Source organism: Enterobacter sp. CRENT-193 (assembly GCF_002787395.1).
In the GTDB taxonomy this organism is placed as follows: Bacteria; Pseudomonadota; Gammaproteobacteria; order Enterobacterales; family Enterobacteriaceae; genus Enterobacter; species Enterobacter hormaechei_C.
Genome location: NZ_CP024812.1, coordinates 1094353 through 1110993 on the forward strand (window position 1 = coordinate 1094353; position 16641 = coordinate 1110993).

At 51.6% G+C, this 16641-nt stretch carries 17 protein-coding genes; 11 read left to right on the top strand and 6 right to left on the bottom strand.

Translation table 11 applies throughout. From position 1 onward, the window contains the following. Nucleotides 1-108: 108 nt before the first annotated feature. On the top strand, nt 109-2556 hold the full coding sequence (gene silP, locus CU081_RS05305; protein ID WP_001353604.1) for an Ag(+)-translocating P-type ATPase SilP: 2448 nt from the start codon (nt 109-111) through the stop codon (nt 2554-2556). A 40-nt stretch (nt 2557-2596) separates the two neighbouring features. Beyond that, nucleotides 2597-2794 carry a DUF2933 domain-containing protein gene (locus CU081_RS05310; protein ID WP_000843494.1) on the top strand — a complete coding sequence of 66 codons (198 nt, stop codon included), beginning with the start codon at nt 2597-2599 and terminating at the stop codon, nt 2792-2794. Nucleotides 2795-2827: 33 nt separating this feature from the next. Here the strand turns inward: CU081_RS05310 and CU081_RS05315 are convergent, their stop codons facing one another. Together CU081_RS05315 and CU081_RS05320 are read right to left on the bottom strand one after the other, a co-directional pair. Further along, nucleotides 2828-3565 (bottom strand): peptidoglycan DD-metalloendopeptidase family protein, encoded by a 738-nt coding sequence (locus CU081_RS05315; protein WP_000287501.1) that lies wholly within the window; start codon nt 3563-3565, stop codon nt 2828-2830. 288 nt (nt 3566-3853) lie between these two features. Then, nucleotides 3854-4303 (bottom strand): copper resistance protein, encoded by a 450-nt coding sequence (locus CU081_RS05320; protein ID WP_001023257.1) that lies wholly within the window; start codon nt 4301-4303, stop codon nt 3854-3856. A gap of 234 nt (nt 4304-4537) precedes the next feature. Between CU081_RS05320 and pcoA the strand changes: the two genes are divergently transcribed. From pcoA to CU081_RS05360, 8 genes are all read left to right on the top strand, one after another. Continuing rightward, nucleotides 4538-6355, top strand: coding sequence for a multicopper oxidase PcoA (gene pcoA, locus CU081_RS05325; RefSeq protein WP_000925240.1), 1818 nt, complete (start codon nt 4538-4540; stop codon nt 6353-6355). A gap of 5 nt (nt 6356-6360) precedes the next feature. Then, complete coding sequence (gene pcoB / locus CU081_RS05330) at nt 6361-7251, top strand: copper resistance outer membrane transporter PcoB (protein ID WP_001378118.1); 891 nt, start codon at nt 6361-6363, stop codon at nt 7249-7251. Between the two features lie 39 nt (nt 7252-7290). Continuing rightward, nucleotides 7291-7671 (top strand): copper resistance system metallochaperone PcoC, encoded by a 381-nt coding sequence (pcoC, locus tag CU081_RS05335; protein WP_000025662.1) that lies wholly within the window; start codon nt 7291-7293, stop codon nt 7669-7671. Nucleotides 7672-7726: 55 nt separating this feature from the next. Continuing rightward, a complete protein-coding gene (gene pcoD / locus CU081_RS05340; protein ID WP_229692861.1) occupies nt 7727-8605 on the top strand; it encodes a copper resistance inner membrane protein PcoD in 879 nt (292 codons plus the stop codon). A 54-nt stretch (nt 8606-8659) separates the two neighbouring features. Further along, complete coding sequence (gene pcoR / locus CU081_RS05345) at nt 8660-9340, top strand: copper response regulator transcription factor PcoR (RefSeq protein WP_001188930.1); 681 nt, start codon at nt 8660-8662, stop codon at nt 9338-9340. Then, nucleotides 9337-10737, top strand: a complete 1401-nt coding sequence (pcoS, locus tag CU081_RS05350; protein WP_001211180.1) for a copper resistance membrane spanning protein PcoS — start codon at nt 9337-9339, stop codon at nt 10735-10737. The genes pcoR and pcoS overlap by 4 nt, the downstream gene beginning before the upstream one ends. A gap of 217 nt (nt 10738-10954) precedes the next feature. Further along, nucleotides 10955-11389: a copper resistance system metallochaperone PcoE gene (gene pcoE / locus CU081_RS05355; RefSeq protein WP_000723069.1), complete on the top strand. Its 435-nt coding sequence runs from the start codon at nt 10955-10957 to the stop codon at nt 11387-11389. Nucleotides 11390-11816: 427 nt separating this feature from the next. Continuing rightward, nucleotides 11817-12842: a TerC/Alx family metal homeostasis membrane protein gene (locus CU081_RS05360; protein ID WP_003861227.1), complete on the top strand. Its 1026-nt coding sequence runs from the start codon at nt 11817-11819 to the stop codon at nt 12840-12842. 60 nt (nt 12843-12902) lie between these two features. Here the strand turns inward: CU081_RS05360 and CU081_RS05365 are convergent, their stop codons facing one another. The 3 genes from CU081_RS05365 to CU081_RS05375 all read right to left on the bottom strand — a co-directional run bounded on the left by CU081_RS05365 (nt 12903) and on the right by CU081_RS05375 (nt 15380). Continuing rightward, nucleotides 12903-13565 (bottom strand): HAD family hydrolase, encoded by a 663-nt coding sequence (locus CU081_RS05365; protein ID WP_003861228.1) that lies wholly within the window; start codon nt 13563-13565, stop codon nt 12903-12905. A gap of 106 nt (nt 13566-13671) precedes the next feature. Then, a complete protein-coding gene (locus CU081_RS05370) occupies nt 13672-14466 on the bottom strand; it encodes an SDR family NAD(P)-dependent oxidoreductase (RefSeq protein ID WP_022651983.1) in 795 nt (264 codons plus the stop codon). A gap of 32 nt (nt 14467-14498) precedes the next feature. Next, complete coding sequence (locus CU081_RS05375; RefSeq protein ID WP_022651982.1) at nt 14499-15380, bottom strand: LysR family transcriptional regulator; 882 nt, start codon at nt 15378-15380, stop codon at nt 14499-14501. Between the two features lie 99 nt (nt 15381-15479). Between CU081_RS05375 and CU081_RS05380 the strand changes: the two genes are divergently transcribed. Then, a complete protein-coding gene (locus CU081_RS05380; protein WP_022651981.1) occupies nt 15480-15986 on the top strand; it encodes a phenolic acid decarboxylase in 507 nt (168 codons plus the stop codon). Between the two features lie 60 nt (nt 15987-16046). Here the strand turns inward: CU081_RS05380 and acpT are convergent, their stop codons facing one another. Continuing rightward, complete coding sequence (acpT, locus tag CU081_RS05385) at nt 16047-16640, bottom strand: 4'-phosphopantetheinyl transferase AcpT (RefSeq protein WP_003861235.1); 594 nt, start codon at nt 16638-16640, stop codon at nt 16047-16049. Nucleotide 16641 lies beyond the last annotated feature (1 nt).

Below are 16641 nucleotides of genomic sequence, written 5' to 3' on the forward strand. Positions count from 1 at the left end.
ACGGGACGCCGGTAGCAGGCACTCCTGTGCCGGCGATATTCGTGGTAATCGCATCCATGACATACCCTGAAGACAGAAGATGCTTCGGTATGCATAAGGAGAGTTACTGTGAAAAATGACAATGCAGTGCAACACAACAACCAGACTGCTTCTGAGCAGACATTATCCCCGGACGAGGGCCACGTATTGCATAAGGTGAGAGATCCCGTGTGCGGGATGGCCATCCTGCCCGACAGGGCGCACAGCAGCATTCGATACCAGGACCATCAACTTTATTTCTGCTCCGCCAGCTGTGAGAGTAAATTTAAAGCCCATCCCGATCGTTATCTTACCGAAGATGCCAGTGAACATTCCCATCACCATCACCACGATCATCACGAAGTCAGCCCTGATCAGATAAAACAGCCTCACCACCAGGCGGAAAAAGAGAATTCTGAAGGTGTGTGGACATGTCCGATGCACCCGGAGATACGCCGCAGTGGTCCCGGAAGCTGTCCTGTCTGTGGAATGGCACTGGAGCCGCTCGTAGCTACGGCATCCACGGGGCCGAGTGATGAACTTCACGACATGACAAGACGCTTCTGGCTGGGGTTGTTGCTGGCGTTTCCGGTTCTGGTACTCGAAATGGGATCTCATCTGTTTCCCGAGTTGAGGAATACAGTACCGCCACAGTACAACACATGGCTGCAGCTGCTTCTGGCCTCCCCTGTCGTGTTGTGGTGTGGCTGGCCATTCTTCGCCCGGGCCGGAATGTCGTTACGTAACCGCTCCCTGAATATGTTTACCCTTGTTGCAATGGGGACCGGCGTAGCCTGGGTTTACAGCGTCATTGCAACCGTCTTCCCCTCCTGGTTTCCTGCATCGTTCAGAAACATGGATGGCCTGGTGGCCGTTTATTTTGAAGCCGCAGCAGTTATTACGGTGCTTGTTCTGCTGGGACAGGTTCTTGAGCTGCGGGCACGGGAACAAACCTCAGGCGCCATTACTGCGCTTCTGAACCTTGCCCCCAAAACCGCCAGACGGCTGGATCATGACGGTCATGAAACGGATATTAATGCGGAAGATGTCCTGCCTGGCGATAAGCTCCGCATCAGACCTGGAGAGAGTATTCCGGTCGACGGTATCGTGATCGAAGGCAAAACAACCGTTGATGAATCGATGGTGACCGGGGAATCTATGCCGGTTACCAAAACGGAGGGTGACCCTGTCATCGGGGGGACCATTAATCAGACAGGGAGTCTCATCATCCGTGCAGAGAAAGTCGGTGATGAAACAATGCTCTCACGAATTGTTCAGATGGTCGCTGATGCACAGCGTTCGCGTGCCCCCATCCAGAGAATGGCTGACAGCGTTTCAGGCTGGTTTGTTCCTCTGGTGATACTTATCGCGGTTGTTGCTTTCGTGATCTGGTCTGTCTGGGGGCCCGAGCCCAGGATGGCGCACGGTCTCATTGCGGCTGTGTCGGTCCTGATTATTGCCTGTCCCTGCGCGCTGGGGCTGGCCACGCCGATGTCGATAATGGTGGGGGTGGGCAAAGGAGCCCAGGCCGGGGTGTTAATCAGGAATGCCGAAGCCCTTGAGCGTCTTGAAAAAGTGGACACGCTGGTTGTCGACAAAACAGGCACGCTCACGGAAGGTTCGCCTACGGTGACAGGGATTATCAGTCTCAATCCGGGTGGGGAAACATCTCTTTTGCGTGTAACAGCCGCAGTGGAAAAAGGCTCGCAGCATCCGCTGGGTATGGCAGTAGTTAAAGCAGCACAGGAAAAGGGGATCGCAATACCCGCAGTCACTCATTTCGATGCACCGTCGGGTAAAGGTGTCTCAGGCGATGTCGAAGGTCAACGGGTTGTTATTGGTAATGAACTGGCTATGCAGGAAAACAGTATAGTTATTGATAATCAAAAGGCCGTTGCGGATACGTTGCGGATGGAAGGCGCTACCGTTATCTATGTGGCCACAGACGGGGACCTTGCAGGCCTGATAGCTATCTCGGATCCCGTGAAAACAACCACGCCGGATGCGCTTAAAGCTTTGCGTCAGGCGGGGATCCGCATCGTTATGCTCACCGGGGATAACCAGCTTACTGCTGAAGCAGTCGCACGGAAACTGGGAATAGATGAGGTTGAAGCCGGAATTCTGCCGGATGGCAAAAAAGCAGTGATAACCCGACTGAAAGAGTCTGGCCATGTGGTTGCGATGGCCGGAGACGGTGTGAATGATGCCCCGGCGCTGGCAGCGGCTGACGTGGGTATAGCCATGGGAACGGGTACAGATGTGGCAATTGAAAGTGCCGGAGTCACCCTTCTCAAAGGCGACTTGATGATACTGAACAGGGCCCGTCATCTGTCAGAGATCACCATGAAAAATATCCGTCAGAATCTGTTTTTTGCATTTATCTACAACGCACTTGGCGTGCCTGTGGCTGCAGGTCTGCTTTATCCTGTGTATGGAATACTGCTGTCGCCAGTTATTGCGGCGGCGGCCATGGCTCTTTCCTCCGTCAGCGTCATTGTGAATGCGTTGCGTCTGAAAAGTGTCAGGCTCGGGAAATAACACTGAGTGAAGGGTCAGTTACGAACAGAAGGAGTCCAGTATGAAAAGTACCACCTATGCGCTTATTGCTGTCGCCGCGATCGCGGCATTTGCCCTCCTGCGCGAACACTGGTCACATGTGGCAGGTTACTGGCCATATCTGTTATTGCTGGTCTGCCCGCTAATGCATCTTTTCCACGGCCACGGAGGGCATGGAGATCATCAACATCACGGAAGTGAAAACGATAAAAAAAATTAATCCGGCAGACGGGGCCGCGTCGCGGTCCCGTTATCAGTCCAGGTATCGTTCGTAGTCTCTGGCATGCGCAAAGGCATGCTGTTCGAGTTTGTTATCAGCGGGTGCCGCTGCCCGGAACGCCAGAGAGTTAACAGGGTTGTTATTGATGACCAGCTCGTAATGCAGATGAGGACCGGATGAACGTCCGCTGTTACCGGATAACGCAATAGCACCTCCCCGTGTAACCCTGGCCCCTTTAGTAACGAGTATTTTATTGAGGTGGAGATAGCGAGTTTTAACACCGGCTTTTCCCGTTACTTCAACAAAATATCCCATGGTACTGTTGTATTCGGCCCGGGTGATTTTTCCGTCGATGACGCTGACTATTTTCGTGTTCATGGGCATGGAATAATCAATGCCATTATGGGGACTCACTTTTCCCGATACCGGGTTAAGTCTTGCAGGATTGAAAGGCGAACTGAGTCTTGCTGTGGCCGGTAACGGATAATCGAGACTGCCTTTCCCGGAAGTATCGGAAAGGTTATAGAACTTTTTATCTGATATACGATACGCCGTGTAATTAAATGAACCGGACGTAAATTTATAGGCCACGACACGTGATTTTCCCGCTTTCTTTTGCAGTACGAGTTTTAATGATTCATTTTTTTTCAAATGCCGCAGATTAAACCGGGAAGGCAAGGAGCGCTGAAGAGTAGCGATCTCGTTCGATTCCAGCCCCGAGCGGGTGGCTGAAAGGTAGGCATTTTCTTTTACGACATCGGTAGAATACATTTACTGGAATTCGCCGTTAGCATGAACACTGCGGCGTATGCTAGGGGTTTTCAGGAGGCGTGTCATCTGTCAGTTAATCGGGAGCACCGTTGATGGTCGTCATTTTTGTAACATATCTTGTTTCCCGTTTGCTCCTGAAGCTCTGGGAACTGTATGACCAGCCCGACGGTGATGATTAACGGGACTGAAACAGGTTACGGCAGAGCAATATGGGGCTCATGTCCTGCTACGTAACCCGTCAGTAAAGCCCTGCTGCGCACCTGACGCTAAGCACTAACCCGCCTGCAGTTACCTGGTCGAATACAGCCCGCGAAGCTTTCTTGCCTGCGTCTGATGTGCTTCCGCACCGGCATTATTGACCTGCTCATGCACGAGAGCGGCTTTTTCTCCGGCATTCAGTTCGTTAAAAGAAGAAGACGAGGTCTTTGAATTTGCATCACTGCCGGACAGCATTTTTTTATGTTCCTCAATCATTTTCTGATGCGCATAGGACGCGCTGTTGTTCATAAATGAATGAGCAACAATGGCCCTTTCATGTTCATTCATTTCAGAGAATGAGGGCGTGTTGTTTTTATTAACCCTGTCCGGTAAGTTTTCATGCGTCGAGGAATTCACATGACTGACGGCTGAGGCATTATTAACAAATCGATGTGCTTCATGGGCAATATCACTGGACTGAGCAAAAGCTGCCCCACAAAATAAAGCTGTAAACGCAGTGGTCGTGATTAATATATTCATGTGTAATTACCTTCTGAGGTACATAAAAGATGTCCTTATGATCATATATAAAAATAATCAACCTGTGGGGAAGATGACGTAAATGTAATACAGCTATGTACATTACACGATTGTAATGAATTTGTTTCTTAAGGTGTGCTAGATTCATTTCATTGTAAGTGGATGAACCAGTAATTTAATTTAAATCGGTTCTCGAATTCTGTCAGTAACCATACTTTAAATAAGGGAATGCGCATGCTGTTGAAAACGTCTCGACGAACTTTCCTGAAGGGGTTAACCCTCTCTGGCGTAGCCGGAAGTCTTGGCGTATGGAGTTTCAATGCGCGTTCCAGTCTGAGCCTGCCAGTTGCCGCATCCCTGCAGGGTACTCAGTTTGACCTGACCATTGGTGAAACGGCCGTCAATATCACGGGCAGTGAGCGTCAGGCCAAAACAATCAATGGAGGCCTGCCGGGGCCCGTTCTTCGCTGGAAAGAAGGTGACACCATTACCCTGAAGGTCAAAAACCGTCTTAATGAACAGACGTCCATTCACTGGCACGGCATTATTCTTCCGGCCAATATGGATGGTGTTCCGGGGCTGAGTTTTATGGGCATAGAGCCTGATGATACCTACGTTTACACCTTTAAGGTTAAGCAGAACGGGACTTACTGGTACCACAGCCATTCCGGTCTGCAGGAACAGGAGGGGGTATACGGTGCCATTATCATCGATGCCGGGGAGCCAGAACCGTTTACTTACGATCGTGAGCATGTGGTCATGTTGTCTGACTGGACCGATGAAAATCCTCACAGCCTGCTGAAAAAATTAAAAAAACAGTCGGATTACTACAATTTCAATAAACCAACCGTTGGCTCTTTTTTCCGCGACGTGAATACCAGGGGGCTGTCAGCCACCATTGCCGATCGGAAAATGTGGGCTGAAATGAAAATGAATCCGACTGACCTCGCGGATGTCAGTGGCTACACCTACACCTATCTCATGAACGGGCAGGCCCCGCTGAAAAACTGGACCGGACTGTTCCGTCCCGGTGAAAAGATACGCTTACGGTTTATCAACGGCTCGGCAATGACCTATTTCGATATCCGTATCCCCGGGCTGAAAATGACGGTCGTGGCTGCAGATGGCCAGTATGTAAACCCGGTTACCGTTGACGAATTCAGGATTGCCGTTGCCGAAACCTATGATGTCATTGTGGAGCCTCAGGGTGAGGCCTATACCATCTTCGCACAATCCATGGACAGGACCGGTTACGCTCGAGGGACACTGGCCACGAGAGAGGGGTTAAGTGCTGCCGTTCCCCCCCTCGATCCCCGTCCTCTGTTGACCATGGAAGATATGGGTATGGGGGGAATGGGACATGATATGGCAGGAATGGACCACAGCCAGATGGGAGGCATGGATAACAGCGGAGAGATGATGTCTATGGACGGTGCTGACCTTCCGGATAGCGGGACATCCTCCGCGCCCATGGATCACAGCAGCATGGCCGGTATGGATCATTCCCGGATGGCCGGAATGCCGGGTATGCAAAGTCATCCTGCGTCAGAAACGGATAACCCACTGGTTGATATGCAGGCGATGAGCGTCTCTCCGAAGTTAAATGATCCGGGTATTGGTCTTCGAAATAACGGAAGAAAGGTTCTCACGTACGCGGATTTGAAAAGCCGCTTTGAGGATCCTGACGGACGTGAACCTGGCCGTACCATAGAACTGCATTTAACCGGCCACATGGAAAAGTTTGCCTGGTCATTTAACGGAATCAAGTTTTCAGATGCCGCACCGGTGCTGCTGAAATACGGTGAGCGGCTCAGGATCACGCTGATCAACGATACCATGATGACTCACCCCATTCACCTGCATGGTATGTGGAGCGATCTGGAAGATGAAAACGGTAATTTCATGGTTCGTAAACACACAATAGATGTTCCCCCTGGTACAAAACGCAGTTACAGAGTGACAGCAGATGCGCTTGGCCGCTGGGCGTATCACTGCCATTTGCTCTATCACATGGAAATGGGAATGTTTCGTGAAGTCCGGGTGGAGGAATGATGCGAATGAAGAGAAATTTGAAGGCCATACCTGTTCTGGTCGCCGGTTTGTTTACCTCACAGCTTTCTATTGCGGCGGGCTCCGTCTCTGCAGATCCCCACGCCGGGCACGACATGTCTGCCATGCAGATGCCAGCAGATGAGAATTTCACTGAGATGACGTCAATGGAGCCCATTGTAACTGAGAGCAGAACGCCAATTCCGCCTGTTACCGATGCCGACCGGAAGGCTGCATTCGGCAATTTACAGGGGCATGCGATTCACGACAGTGCGATTAATTATCTGGTTCTGCTGGATCAACTGGAATGGCAACGGTCGGATAACACCAACAATTTCAGCTGGAGTGTTAACAGCTGGATTGGAGGCGACACAGATCGGATTTGGCTAAAGAGTGAAGGTGAACGAAGCAATGGGGAAACGGAGGCGGCTGAAGCGCAGTTACTCTGGGGACATGCGGTTGGCCCATGGTGGGATTTGGTTGCGGGTGTCAGGCAGGATTTCAGACCTGCTTCTGCCCGGACCTGGGCTGCTGTCGGTTTTCAGGGGCTGGCACTCTATAATTTTGAGTCTGAAATTACGGGTTTTGTCAGTAATGGCGGAAAAGCAGCCCTTCGTCTGGGAGGAGAATACGACGTTTTACTGACTAACCGGCTCATACTCCAGCCATCCTATGAGGTGAATTTCTACAGTCAGGATGATGAATCGCGGGGTCGCGGCAGGGGACTGACTGACACAGAGCTGGGGCTCCGGCTGCGCTATGAAATACGCCGTGAGTTTGCACCCTATATAGGCGTTTCCTGGAATCAACTTTACGGGAAAACATCCGATATGGCGAAAAGAGAAGGTGAGAAAGACCATCAGGTAGTATTCCTGGCGGGAGCCAGAATCTGGTTTTAACGCACTGATATAAAACACTCAACTAAACAGGTAAATAAAATGTCGATTTTAAATAAAGCCATTCTTACAGGTGGCCTCGTTATGGGCGTTGCTTTCTCTGCTATGGCCCATCCGGAATTAAAAAGCTCTGTGCCACAGGCTGATTCAGCCGTAGCGGCCCCGGAAAAGATTCAGCTTAATTTCTCGGAAAATCTGACCGTGAAATTCTCAGGTGCAAAATTAACGATGACGGGTATGAAAGGCATGTCATCACATTCTCCGATGCCGGTCGCGGCAAAAGTGGCGCCAGGCGCTGACCCTAAATCGATGGTCATTATTCCGCGAGAGCCTTTACCCGCTGGCACTTATCGTGTTGACTGGCGCGCGGTTTCTTCAGATACGCACCCTATTACCGGTAATTACACCTTTACAGTGAAGTAATATTATGAACGACCTGATTATGATTGTTATTCGTTTTCTTCTTTATCTGGATTTGATGGTAATATTTGGATTGCCATTTTTTCAGATATATGGAATAAGCGGTGTCAGACATGAAACCTATAACCTGACTAATTTCAGGTCGTTTATAACTTTTGCTGTTGTTACAGGCATCATTCTTACTGGCATTAATATGCTCCTGGTATCTAATGCCATGAGTGGAGTAACTGACCTCAGAGAATTATCCATCCATGTTATCGAGATGGTGATAGAAGAAACTGATGTGGGTATTAGCTGGATTGTCAGGCTCTGTGCCCTGTTTACCACACTCGGTGCTTTGTTCCTTTACACTAATAAGAGAGTATTGTCCTGCCTGCTGATGACGATGAGTGGGGGCGTGGCGCTGGCTACACTTGCCTGGGGAGGACACGCCGTTATGCATGACGGTCTGCATTACTATCTCCATTTACTGAGCGATCTGACCCATCTCGGCGCTGCAGGTGCCTGGACAGGTGCTCTGGTTGCATTTGCTATCCTGCTGATGCGCAGAAACGAGCATAATGCACAGAGCGTCATTGTGATATCTGACTCCCTGGCAAAATTTGCCACGGCAGGAACGGTGATTGTTGTAGCCCTGATCCTGAGTGCGCTGGTCAACTATCTGTATATTGCTGAGGGTAACTTAACTCCCTTATTCAACAGTTCCTGGGGGAGGATATTGCTTGCCAAGACGGCTCTGTTTGTTCTGATGCTTCTTCTGGCTGCAGCAAACCGGTTTCACCTGGGTCCCCGGCTTGAAGTTATGGTCAGGGAAGGGAATTATGATCGCAGCGTTGCCCTGATGCGAAACAGCATCCTGACAGAATTCGTTGTTGCGATTATCATTCTGGGCGCCGTAGCGTGGCTCGGAATGCTTGCTCCGTCTCAGGTCAGCTAGGGGACAGCCAAAGCTCATGCGTGAGATTTTTACTTTCATATCAGCGAGTTGACCATGCAGCGTATTTTAATCGTTGAAGACGAACAAAAAACAGGTCGTTACCTGCAGCAGGGACTGGTTGAGGAAGGCTATCAGGCCGATCTCTTTAATAATGGCCGCGATGGTCTCGGGGCCGCGTCGAAGGGACAGTATGATTTGATAATACTGGACGTGATGCTGCCTTTCCTCGACGGGTGGCAAATCATCAGCGCACTGAGGGAGTCCGGGCACGAAGAACCGGTCCTGTTTTTAACCGCAAAGGACAACGTGCGGGACAAAGTGAAAGGACTGGAGCTTGGCGCAGATGACTACCTGATTAAGCCCTTTGATTTTACGGAGCTGGTTGCACGTGTAAGAACCCTACTGCGCCGGGCACGCTCGCAGGCCGCAACAGTCTGCACCATCGCCGATATGACCGTTGATATGGTGCGCCGGACCGTGATCCGTTCGGGGAAGAAGATCCATCTCACCGGTAAAGAATACGTTCTGCTTGAGTTGCTGCTGCAACGCACCGGAGAAGTGTTACCCAGGAGTCTTATCTCGTCCCTGGTCTGGAACATGAATTTTGACAGTGATACGAATGTGATTGATGTCGCCGTGAGACGTCTGAGAAGTAAAATTGATGATGACTTTGAGCCAAAACTGATCCATACCGTTCGCGGTGCCGGATATGTCCTGGAGATCAGAGAAGAGTGAGGTTCAAAATTTCCCTGACCACACGCCTGAGCCTGATTTTTTCTGCGGTGATGCTTACGGTATGGTGGTTATCAAGTTTTATCCTGATTAGCACCCTTAATGGCTATTTCGATAATCAGGACCGCGATTTTCTGACAGGTAAACTTCAGCTCACCGAAGAGTTTCTTAAAACAGAGACGTTCAGGAACAAAACGGATATTAAGTCATTATCAGAAAAAATAAACGATGCGATGGTGGGGCACAATGGCTTATTCATTTCTATAAAAAACATGGAAAATGAAAAAATTGTTGAACTCTATGCCAAAAATTCTGTTGTTCCAGCGGTCCTGCTTAATAAGTCGGGTGATATTCTCGACTATATGATCCAGACGGAAGAAAATAACACCGTGTACCGCAGTATCTCGCGGCGGGTTGCCGTGACGCCGGAACAGGGTAAAAGCAAACATGTCATCATTACGGTTGCCACGGATACTGGGTATCACACCCTGTTTATGGACAAACTCAGTACCTGGCTGTTCTGGTTCAATATCGGTCTGGTCTTTATTTCTGTTTTTCTGGGCTGGCTGACCACACGTATTGGTCTGAAACCGCTACGGGAAATGACCAGTCTGGCTTCCTCCATGACCGTACACAGCCTGGATCAGCGTCTAAATCCCGATCTGGCTCCGCCGGAAATCTCTGAGACCATGCAGGAGTTCAATAATATGTTTGATCGCCTGGAGGGGGCATTCCGGAAACTGTCAGATTTCTCGTCTGACATCGCGCATGAGCTGCGCACACCAGTCAGTAATCTGATGATGCAGACGCAGTTTGCACTGGCTAAGGAAAGGGATGTTTCGCATTACCGCGAAATTTTATTCGCTAACCTGGAAGAACTGAAAAGGTTGTCACGAATGACCAGTGACATGCTTTTTCTGGCACGTTCAGAGCATGGTCTGCTGCGGCTGGATAAACATGATGTGGATCTGGCAGCCGAACTGAATGAATTACGTGAGTTGTTCGAGCCCCTGGCAGACGAAACAGGAAAGACAATCACGGTTGAAGGAGAGGGCGTTGTTGCCGGAGACAGCGATATGCTCCGACGTGCTTTCAGTAACCTGCTTTCCAATGCAATCAAGTATTCTCCCGATAACACCTGTACAGCGATACACCTTGAGCGTGACAGTGACTGTGTGAACGTGATGATTACGAATACGATGTCCGGCCAGGTTCCCGCTAATCTGGAACGTTTGTTTGACCGGTTCTATCGCGCAGACTCATCAAGGTTCTACAACACGGAAGGCGCGGGGCTGGGATTATCAATTACAAGGTCGATCATTCATGCTCACGGCGGCGAGCTGTCAGCAGAACAGCAGGGGCGTGAAATTGTGTTCAAAGTGCGCCTGTTAATGGATTAATCCCGTTGTTCAGGAGAAACCTGGAAGGTGACAAAATTGTCATCATTCAGTCACGCGATAAACAGAGGCGGTTTTTTATAATTATTCATAAATCAGGAGCAGCGTGATAACACAATCACCTGGTTCCTGGAGTGATGATTAACCCGCCCTGAGATCAACTGCTTTCTCTGTTATAAGCCATTGATTGTTTGGGTATGTAAACACCGGAGACCCAACCATGAAAAAGATTCTCGTATCATTTGTTGCCATTATGGCTGCCGCTTCATCTGCCATGGCTGCAGAGACAATGAACATGCATGACCAGGTAAATAATGCACAGGCACCTGCCCACCAGATGCAGTCATCTGCTGAAAAAAGTGCAATTCAGGGAGACAGCATGACAATGATGGATATGAGCAGTCACGATCAGGCCGCAATGTCCCATGACATGATGCAAAACAGCAATTCTGCTGCCCACCAGGACATGGCTGAAATGCATAAAAAAATGATGAAAGCTAAACCCGGAGCTACCAACGAAACAGCAAAGTCATTTTCTGAAATGAGCGAGCATGAGAAGGCCGCAGCTGTACATGAGAAGGCGAATAATGGTCAGTCTTCCGTTGTTCACCAGCAGCAGGCTGATAAGCATCGCAGTCAGATCACCCAGAATTAACCCGCAGCTCCACTTGTTAGACCCTCATTTGACGCCGAAGTCACTGGCTTACGCTCCCGTCCGGGAGCGTTTTTTTTCCCATATATCAAACTTTAACTCTGAAGAGGTGGAAGTATCTGACCAACACTGTCACGTAACGCCAGATAACTACAAAAACACCTTTTTCCTCCTGTAAATTGCAGTTCCTGCAAGAACATCAAGGCATAATGTTGGAACAGCGTGTGATACACACTTAGCATCATGTTTTGTATGTGTTTTTTTAAAACTTTACAACTTTAAAGTCTTTTTCAGGTTAAAGGATACAACTTTAATGTCTCTACACAGCTGAAAAGAACGGTTAATATTTATTTTTTAGCGTGATGCCTCCTTAACGGGCCCACGCTTTTTATTGCGTGCATGGTGTTTTGTCTTCTTAAAAGGGTTGTCTATGTCTGCTGCTCATCTCGGTTTCCCGACGGAAACCGTTGTTGTCTTCGTGGTGATGGCCGTTGGGGCGATGTTTATCGACCTCTTCATGCACCGTCACGATAAACCGATCTCGCTGAAAAACGCGGTCATGTGGTCCATCTTCTGGGTCATGATGGCGATGGCCTTCGCCGGATTCTTATACGTGCACCACGGCGCGGAGATGGCCAGTCTGTTCCTGACCGGCTATGCGCTGGAAGAGGTGCTCTCCGTCGACAACCTGTTTGTGATGATGGCGATCTTCGCCTGGTTCGGCGTGCCGGATAGATATCGTCACCGCGTGCTCTACTGGGGCGTGCTCGGGGCGATTGTGTTCCGCGGTATTTTTGTTGCCATCGGCACCAGCCTGCTGAGCCTGGGGCCGTATGTTGAGGTCATTTTTGCGCTGGTCGTCGGCTGGACGGCGGTGATGATGCTGAAACGCAATGAAGAGAGCGATGAAGTAGAAGATTATTCCAACCATCTGGCGTACCGCCTGGTGAAACGCTTCTACCCGGTGTGGCCAAAAATCAGCAGCCATGCGTTTATCCTGACCCAGAAAGAGGTGGATGCCGAACTGGAGAAGCCTGAAAACAAGGATGTAATGGTAGGCCGCGTGAAGAAGGCGAAGCGCTACGCGACGCCGCTGCTGCTCTGTGTTGCGGTGGTGGAGCTGTCCGACGTGATGTTCGCCTTCGATTCCGTACCCGCAATCATTGCCGTCAGCCGTGAGCCGCTGATTATCTACAGCGCAATGATGTTCGCGATCCTCGGCCTGCGTACCCTCTACTTTGTGCTGGAAGCGCTGAAGCAGTATCTGGTGCATCTGGAGAAAGCGGTGGTGTTACTGCTGTTCTTCGTGGCGTTCAAGCTGGGGCTGAATGCGACCGACCATTTCTGGCATCACGGTTATAACATCGGCGCCACGGCAAGTCTGTTTGTGGTGCTGGGGGTACTGGCGCTGGGGATTATTGCGAGCGTGATGTTCCCGGGAAAACGTGAGGCCTGATGTACCGCTTTTCTCCCTCTCCCTGTGGGAGAGGGCCGGGGTGAGGGCACCGGGCCGCACCTAACCCTTAATTGGTGAATTTCGGCGCTTGCTCGGATGATGAAAATGCCGCCAGTGCGGATCCTGCGCCGCCGCCAGCAACTCGTGGTCGCCACGCGTGTCGCCCCAGGCGCGCAGGTGATACGCATTCAAATCCCCATACACCTTCTCCAGCCTCGCCACCTTCTGGGCACACCGGCAGTTGTGGCCGGTGATCCGCCCGGTCAGCTTGCCGTCTTTCACTTCCAGCTGCGTGCCAATCAGCTTAATGCCGAGCTTATCGGCCCACGGCTGCAATACCAGCGCCGGGGAAGCAGAGCAAATCGTCACTTCCGCACCGGAATTGACCTCGTTGGCGACGGCCAGCACACCTTCCGGGCGCATCAGCTTGTTCCAGTATTTTTCACAGAAGGCTTCCGCCTGCTGACGTAACCAGTGCTCATCCACCCCCGTCAGGAAGGTTTTGATCAACACCTCTTTCAGCTCATCTCGCGTCAGCTTGCGGCGCACACAGTGCAGCGTAGGCAGGGCCATGCGCACCAGTCGGCCAGCAAAGTAGCGCTTGCCAAAGGCAAAGCGCAGGAACGGGATAAAACTGTCGTGGTGCGTCAACGTACCATCAAAGTCAAAGACAGAGAGCACGCTGGACTTCGCCACGGCTTCGTCGGCAATCATATTGGTCATAAATACGTCTTAGCTGAAATACACATTCTGTTCACTAGTTTACCTGCTTTACCTTCATAGTCCTTATATCAGGCCGCATTTTTTCCTGAACCTGTGGCCTGACGGGTCAAACTATGTCATCCACCACGCCACCGTCAACGCGCAGCGCCGCGCCGGAAGTCGCGGAGGCCTGCATGGAACAGACATACACCACCATATTCGCCACTTCTTCTACCGTTGCGGCGCGCTGAATAACCGAGCTGGGACGATTCTCCATCACGAACGCTTTCGCCAGCTGCTCCAGCGATTTACCGGTTCTTTCGATTTCGTCTTTCATCATCGCGGCAAAACCGTCCGACATTGTCGGGCCCGGCAGTACGCTGTTCACCGTCACGCCGCTGCCTGCCACGAACTTCGCCAGACCGCGCGCCAGCGAGAGCTGGGCGGTTTTTGTCACGCCATAGTGGATCATATCCGCAGGAATATTGCAGGCCGATTCTGACGAGATAAACACTACCCGACCCCAGCCCTTTTGTACCATGCCGGGCAACAGGGCACGGGAGAGGCGCACGCCGGACATCACGTTGGTTTGCCAGTAGCGTTCCCAGGTCTCGTCGTCGGTGGAATAAAAATCCTGCTGGCCATAGATCCCGGCGTTATTCACCAGAATATCGACGTGCGTGGCGACCCTGAGCAGTTCGTCAACGCCCTCCTGCGAGCTCAGGTCGGCGATGGCGGCACGGACCTGTACGCCAGGCACCACCTGCTGTAGCGCCTGAATGCCTTTATTCACCGAGTCGACGCTGCGTCCGTTTACGATCACTTCCGCACCGCTCTCCGCCAGCCCGCGGGCGATGGCAAACCCAATACCGCCGGTGGACGCGGTCACCAGCGCTACTTTCCCCGTTAAATCGATTTTCATCGTTCACTCCTTGTCGTTTTATGGTTCAAAACTTAAAGCGTAGCAGTTGACGATGACGGCTCCTGCTTAAAAAGGCGCAACAGCGTCTCAACCTGCTCGTCCAGCGGGCTGAGGGAGCGTTTGACGATGAGGTGCAGCGGCGTGGCGCGACGTACGCCGTGGCTGAGCGGCAGCGTTTTAAGGATGCCCTGCTGGAGCGGGGTCTGAATGCGTTCTTCCGGTAACCAGCCGTATCCAACCTGATACATCACCGCTTCGATCGCGGCATCGATAGTGGAGAATGTCCACGACTCCCCGGTGGGGTGAGTGGTGGGCTGGCTGTCTGCGATCTGAATGCGCGGCCACGGCCGTAGCATCTCGTCATTAAGCGGCGTATCCAGCGAAAACAGCGGGTGCGCGTGATGCGCGACGGCAACAAAATCGATATTCATCAGCCATTCGCCCAGGCCGGTAATGTCCTGGCGGCGGGTTAAGACCATCACGTCGGCTTCATCATTGAGCGCATCTGCGCGGCTGTTTTCCAGCACCTCGGTAAGCCGCACCTGCGTTTGCGGGTACAGCTGCTGAAACTGGCGCAAAATCGCGAACAGCCGGCTACGCGGAAAAATACTGTCTACCATCAGGTCGATACGGGTTCGCATCCCGCTGCGCAGGGTCGCAGCGCGCGTTTCAACATAGGCGAAGGCTTTCAGCAGCGGTTTAACCTGATTCAGCAACAGCTCACCCGCCGGGGTTAGCACGGCACGCCGTCCCTCTGTCATCAGGAGCGCCACGCCCAGCCGCTTCTGCAAAAGCGACAGGTTATAGCTGACCGAGGACTGGCTGCGGTAGGTCTCTTCCGCCGCCTTAGCGAAGCTGCCAGCCTCGATGACTCTCTCCAGCAAGGCCCACTGTTCGAGCGTCGTCTTGTGCATAATTAATCTAAATTTTGGATGAATTTGATTCAAACATAGCGTTATTCATTCATTTTTTGAAGGGGTACGATCGTCTCATCAAAACAAAGGAGACATCGTATGAGCACCTTCGATAAACATGATTTAAGCGGCTTCGTCGGCAAACATCTTGTATATACCTACGATAATGATTGGAATTACGAAATTTACGTTAAAAACGAAAACACCCTGGACTACCGTATTCACAGTGGTCTGGTGGGCAACCGTTGGGTGAAAGATCAGCAGGCCTACATCGTCCGTGTTGGGGAGAGCATCTATAAAATTTCCTGGACGGAGCCAACCGGTACTGACGTGAGCCTGATCGTGAACCTGGGCGACCGCCTGTTCCACGGCACCATCTTCTTCCCGCGCTGGGTCATGAATAATCCGGAAAAAACCGTCTGCTTCCAGAACGATCACATTCCGCTGATGAACAGCTACCGTGATGCCGGACCAGCGTATCCAACCGAAGTGATTGATGAATTTGCCACCATCACCTTCGTGCGTGACTGCGGTGCGAATGACGATAGCGTGATCAATTGCGCGGCCAGCGAGCTGCCTGCAAACTTCCCGGAAAATTTAAAATAAGATCGAGAACAACGTGAACGGGACATCGGCCATGTTGGTTTTAACCGGCATGGCCGTTTTTTATGCCGCAGGAATACCGGAGTAAGTAACCGCTTCCGCCGTTAAGGTGAAAGGCGTAGGGGTACAGACCGCCAGGCTCAGCGAGCCGAAGCGTAGCTGACTGACCGGGAGCGACTGGGCGGTGCTGTCAATGCTGACTATCTGCCACGCGCTGCCGCCACGCTGTTTGACGATTGCCTCTTTGCGTGTCCAGATGCGCCAGAATGCGGAAAGCTGCTCTTCCGGCGCTTCACGTTCCAGCTCGTCATGTTCGGTGAGGCTGAAAACGGCATTTGCCAGCGCCTGCCAGTTCTCCCGCGGGCGGATCACTTCGATATCGCAGCCCACTTCACCTTCATCGCTCATCAGCAGGGCAATATCGTCCCCGCTGTGGCTCAGGTTAAACCACAGCGGATGGCCGTTAGCGAAGGCCGGTTTTCCCTGCTCGCCGTAAATTATCTCGGGAAGGGGCGAGGGGGATAAGGTTCTGGCGAGCAGCGTCCGGCCTGCAAGCCAGGAAGCGTGTCGTGCACCCTGAGGTGCCATGTCTGCGAGCGTTGACGCCAGCGGGTCCGCGCTAAGGGTGGAGATCTTTCCCAGTACAAACTGGTACATA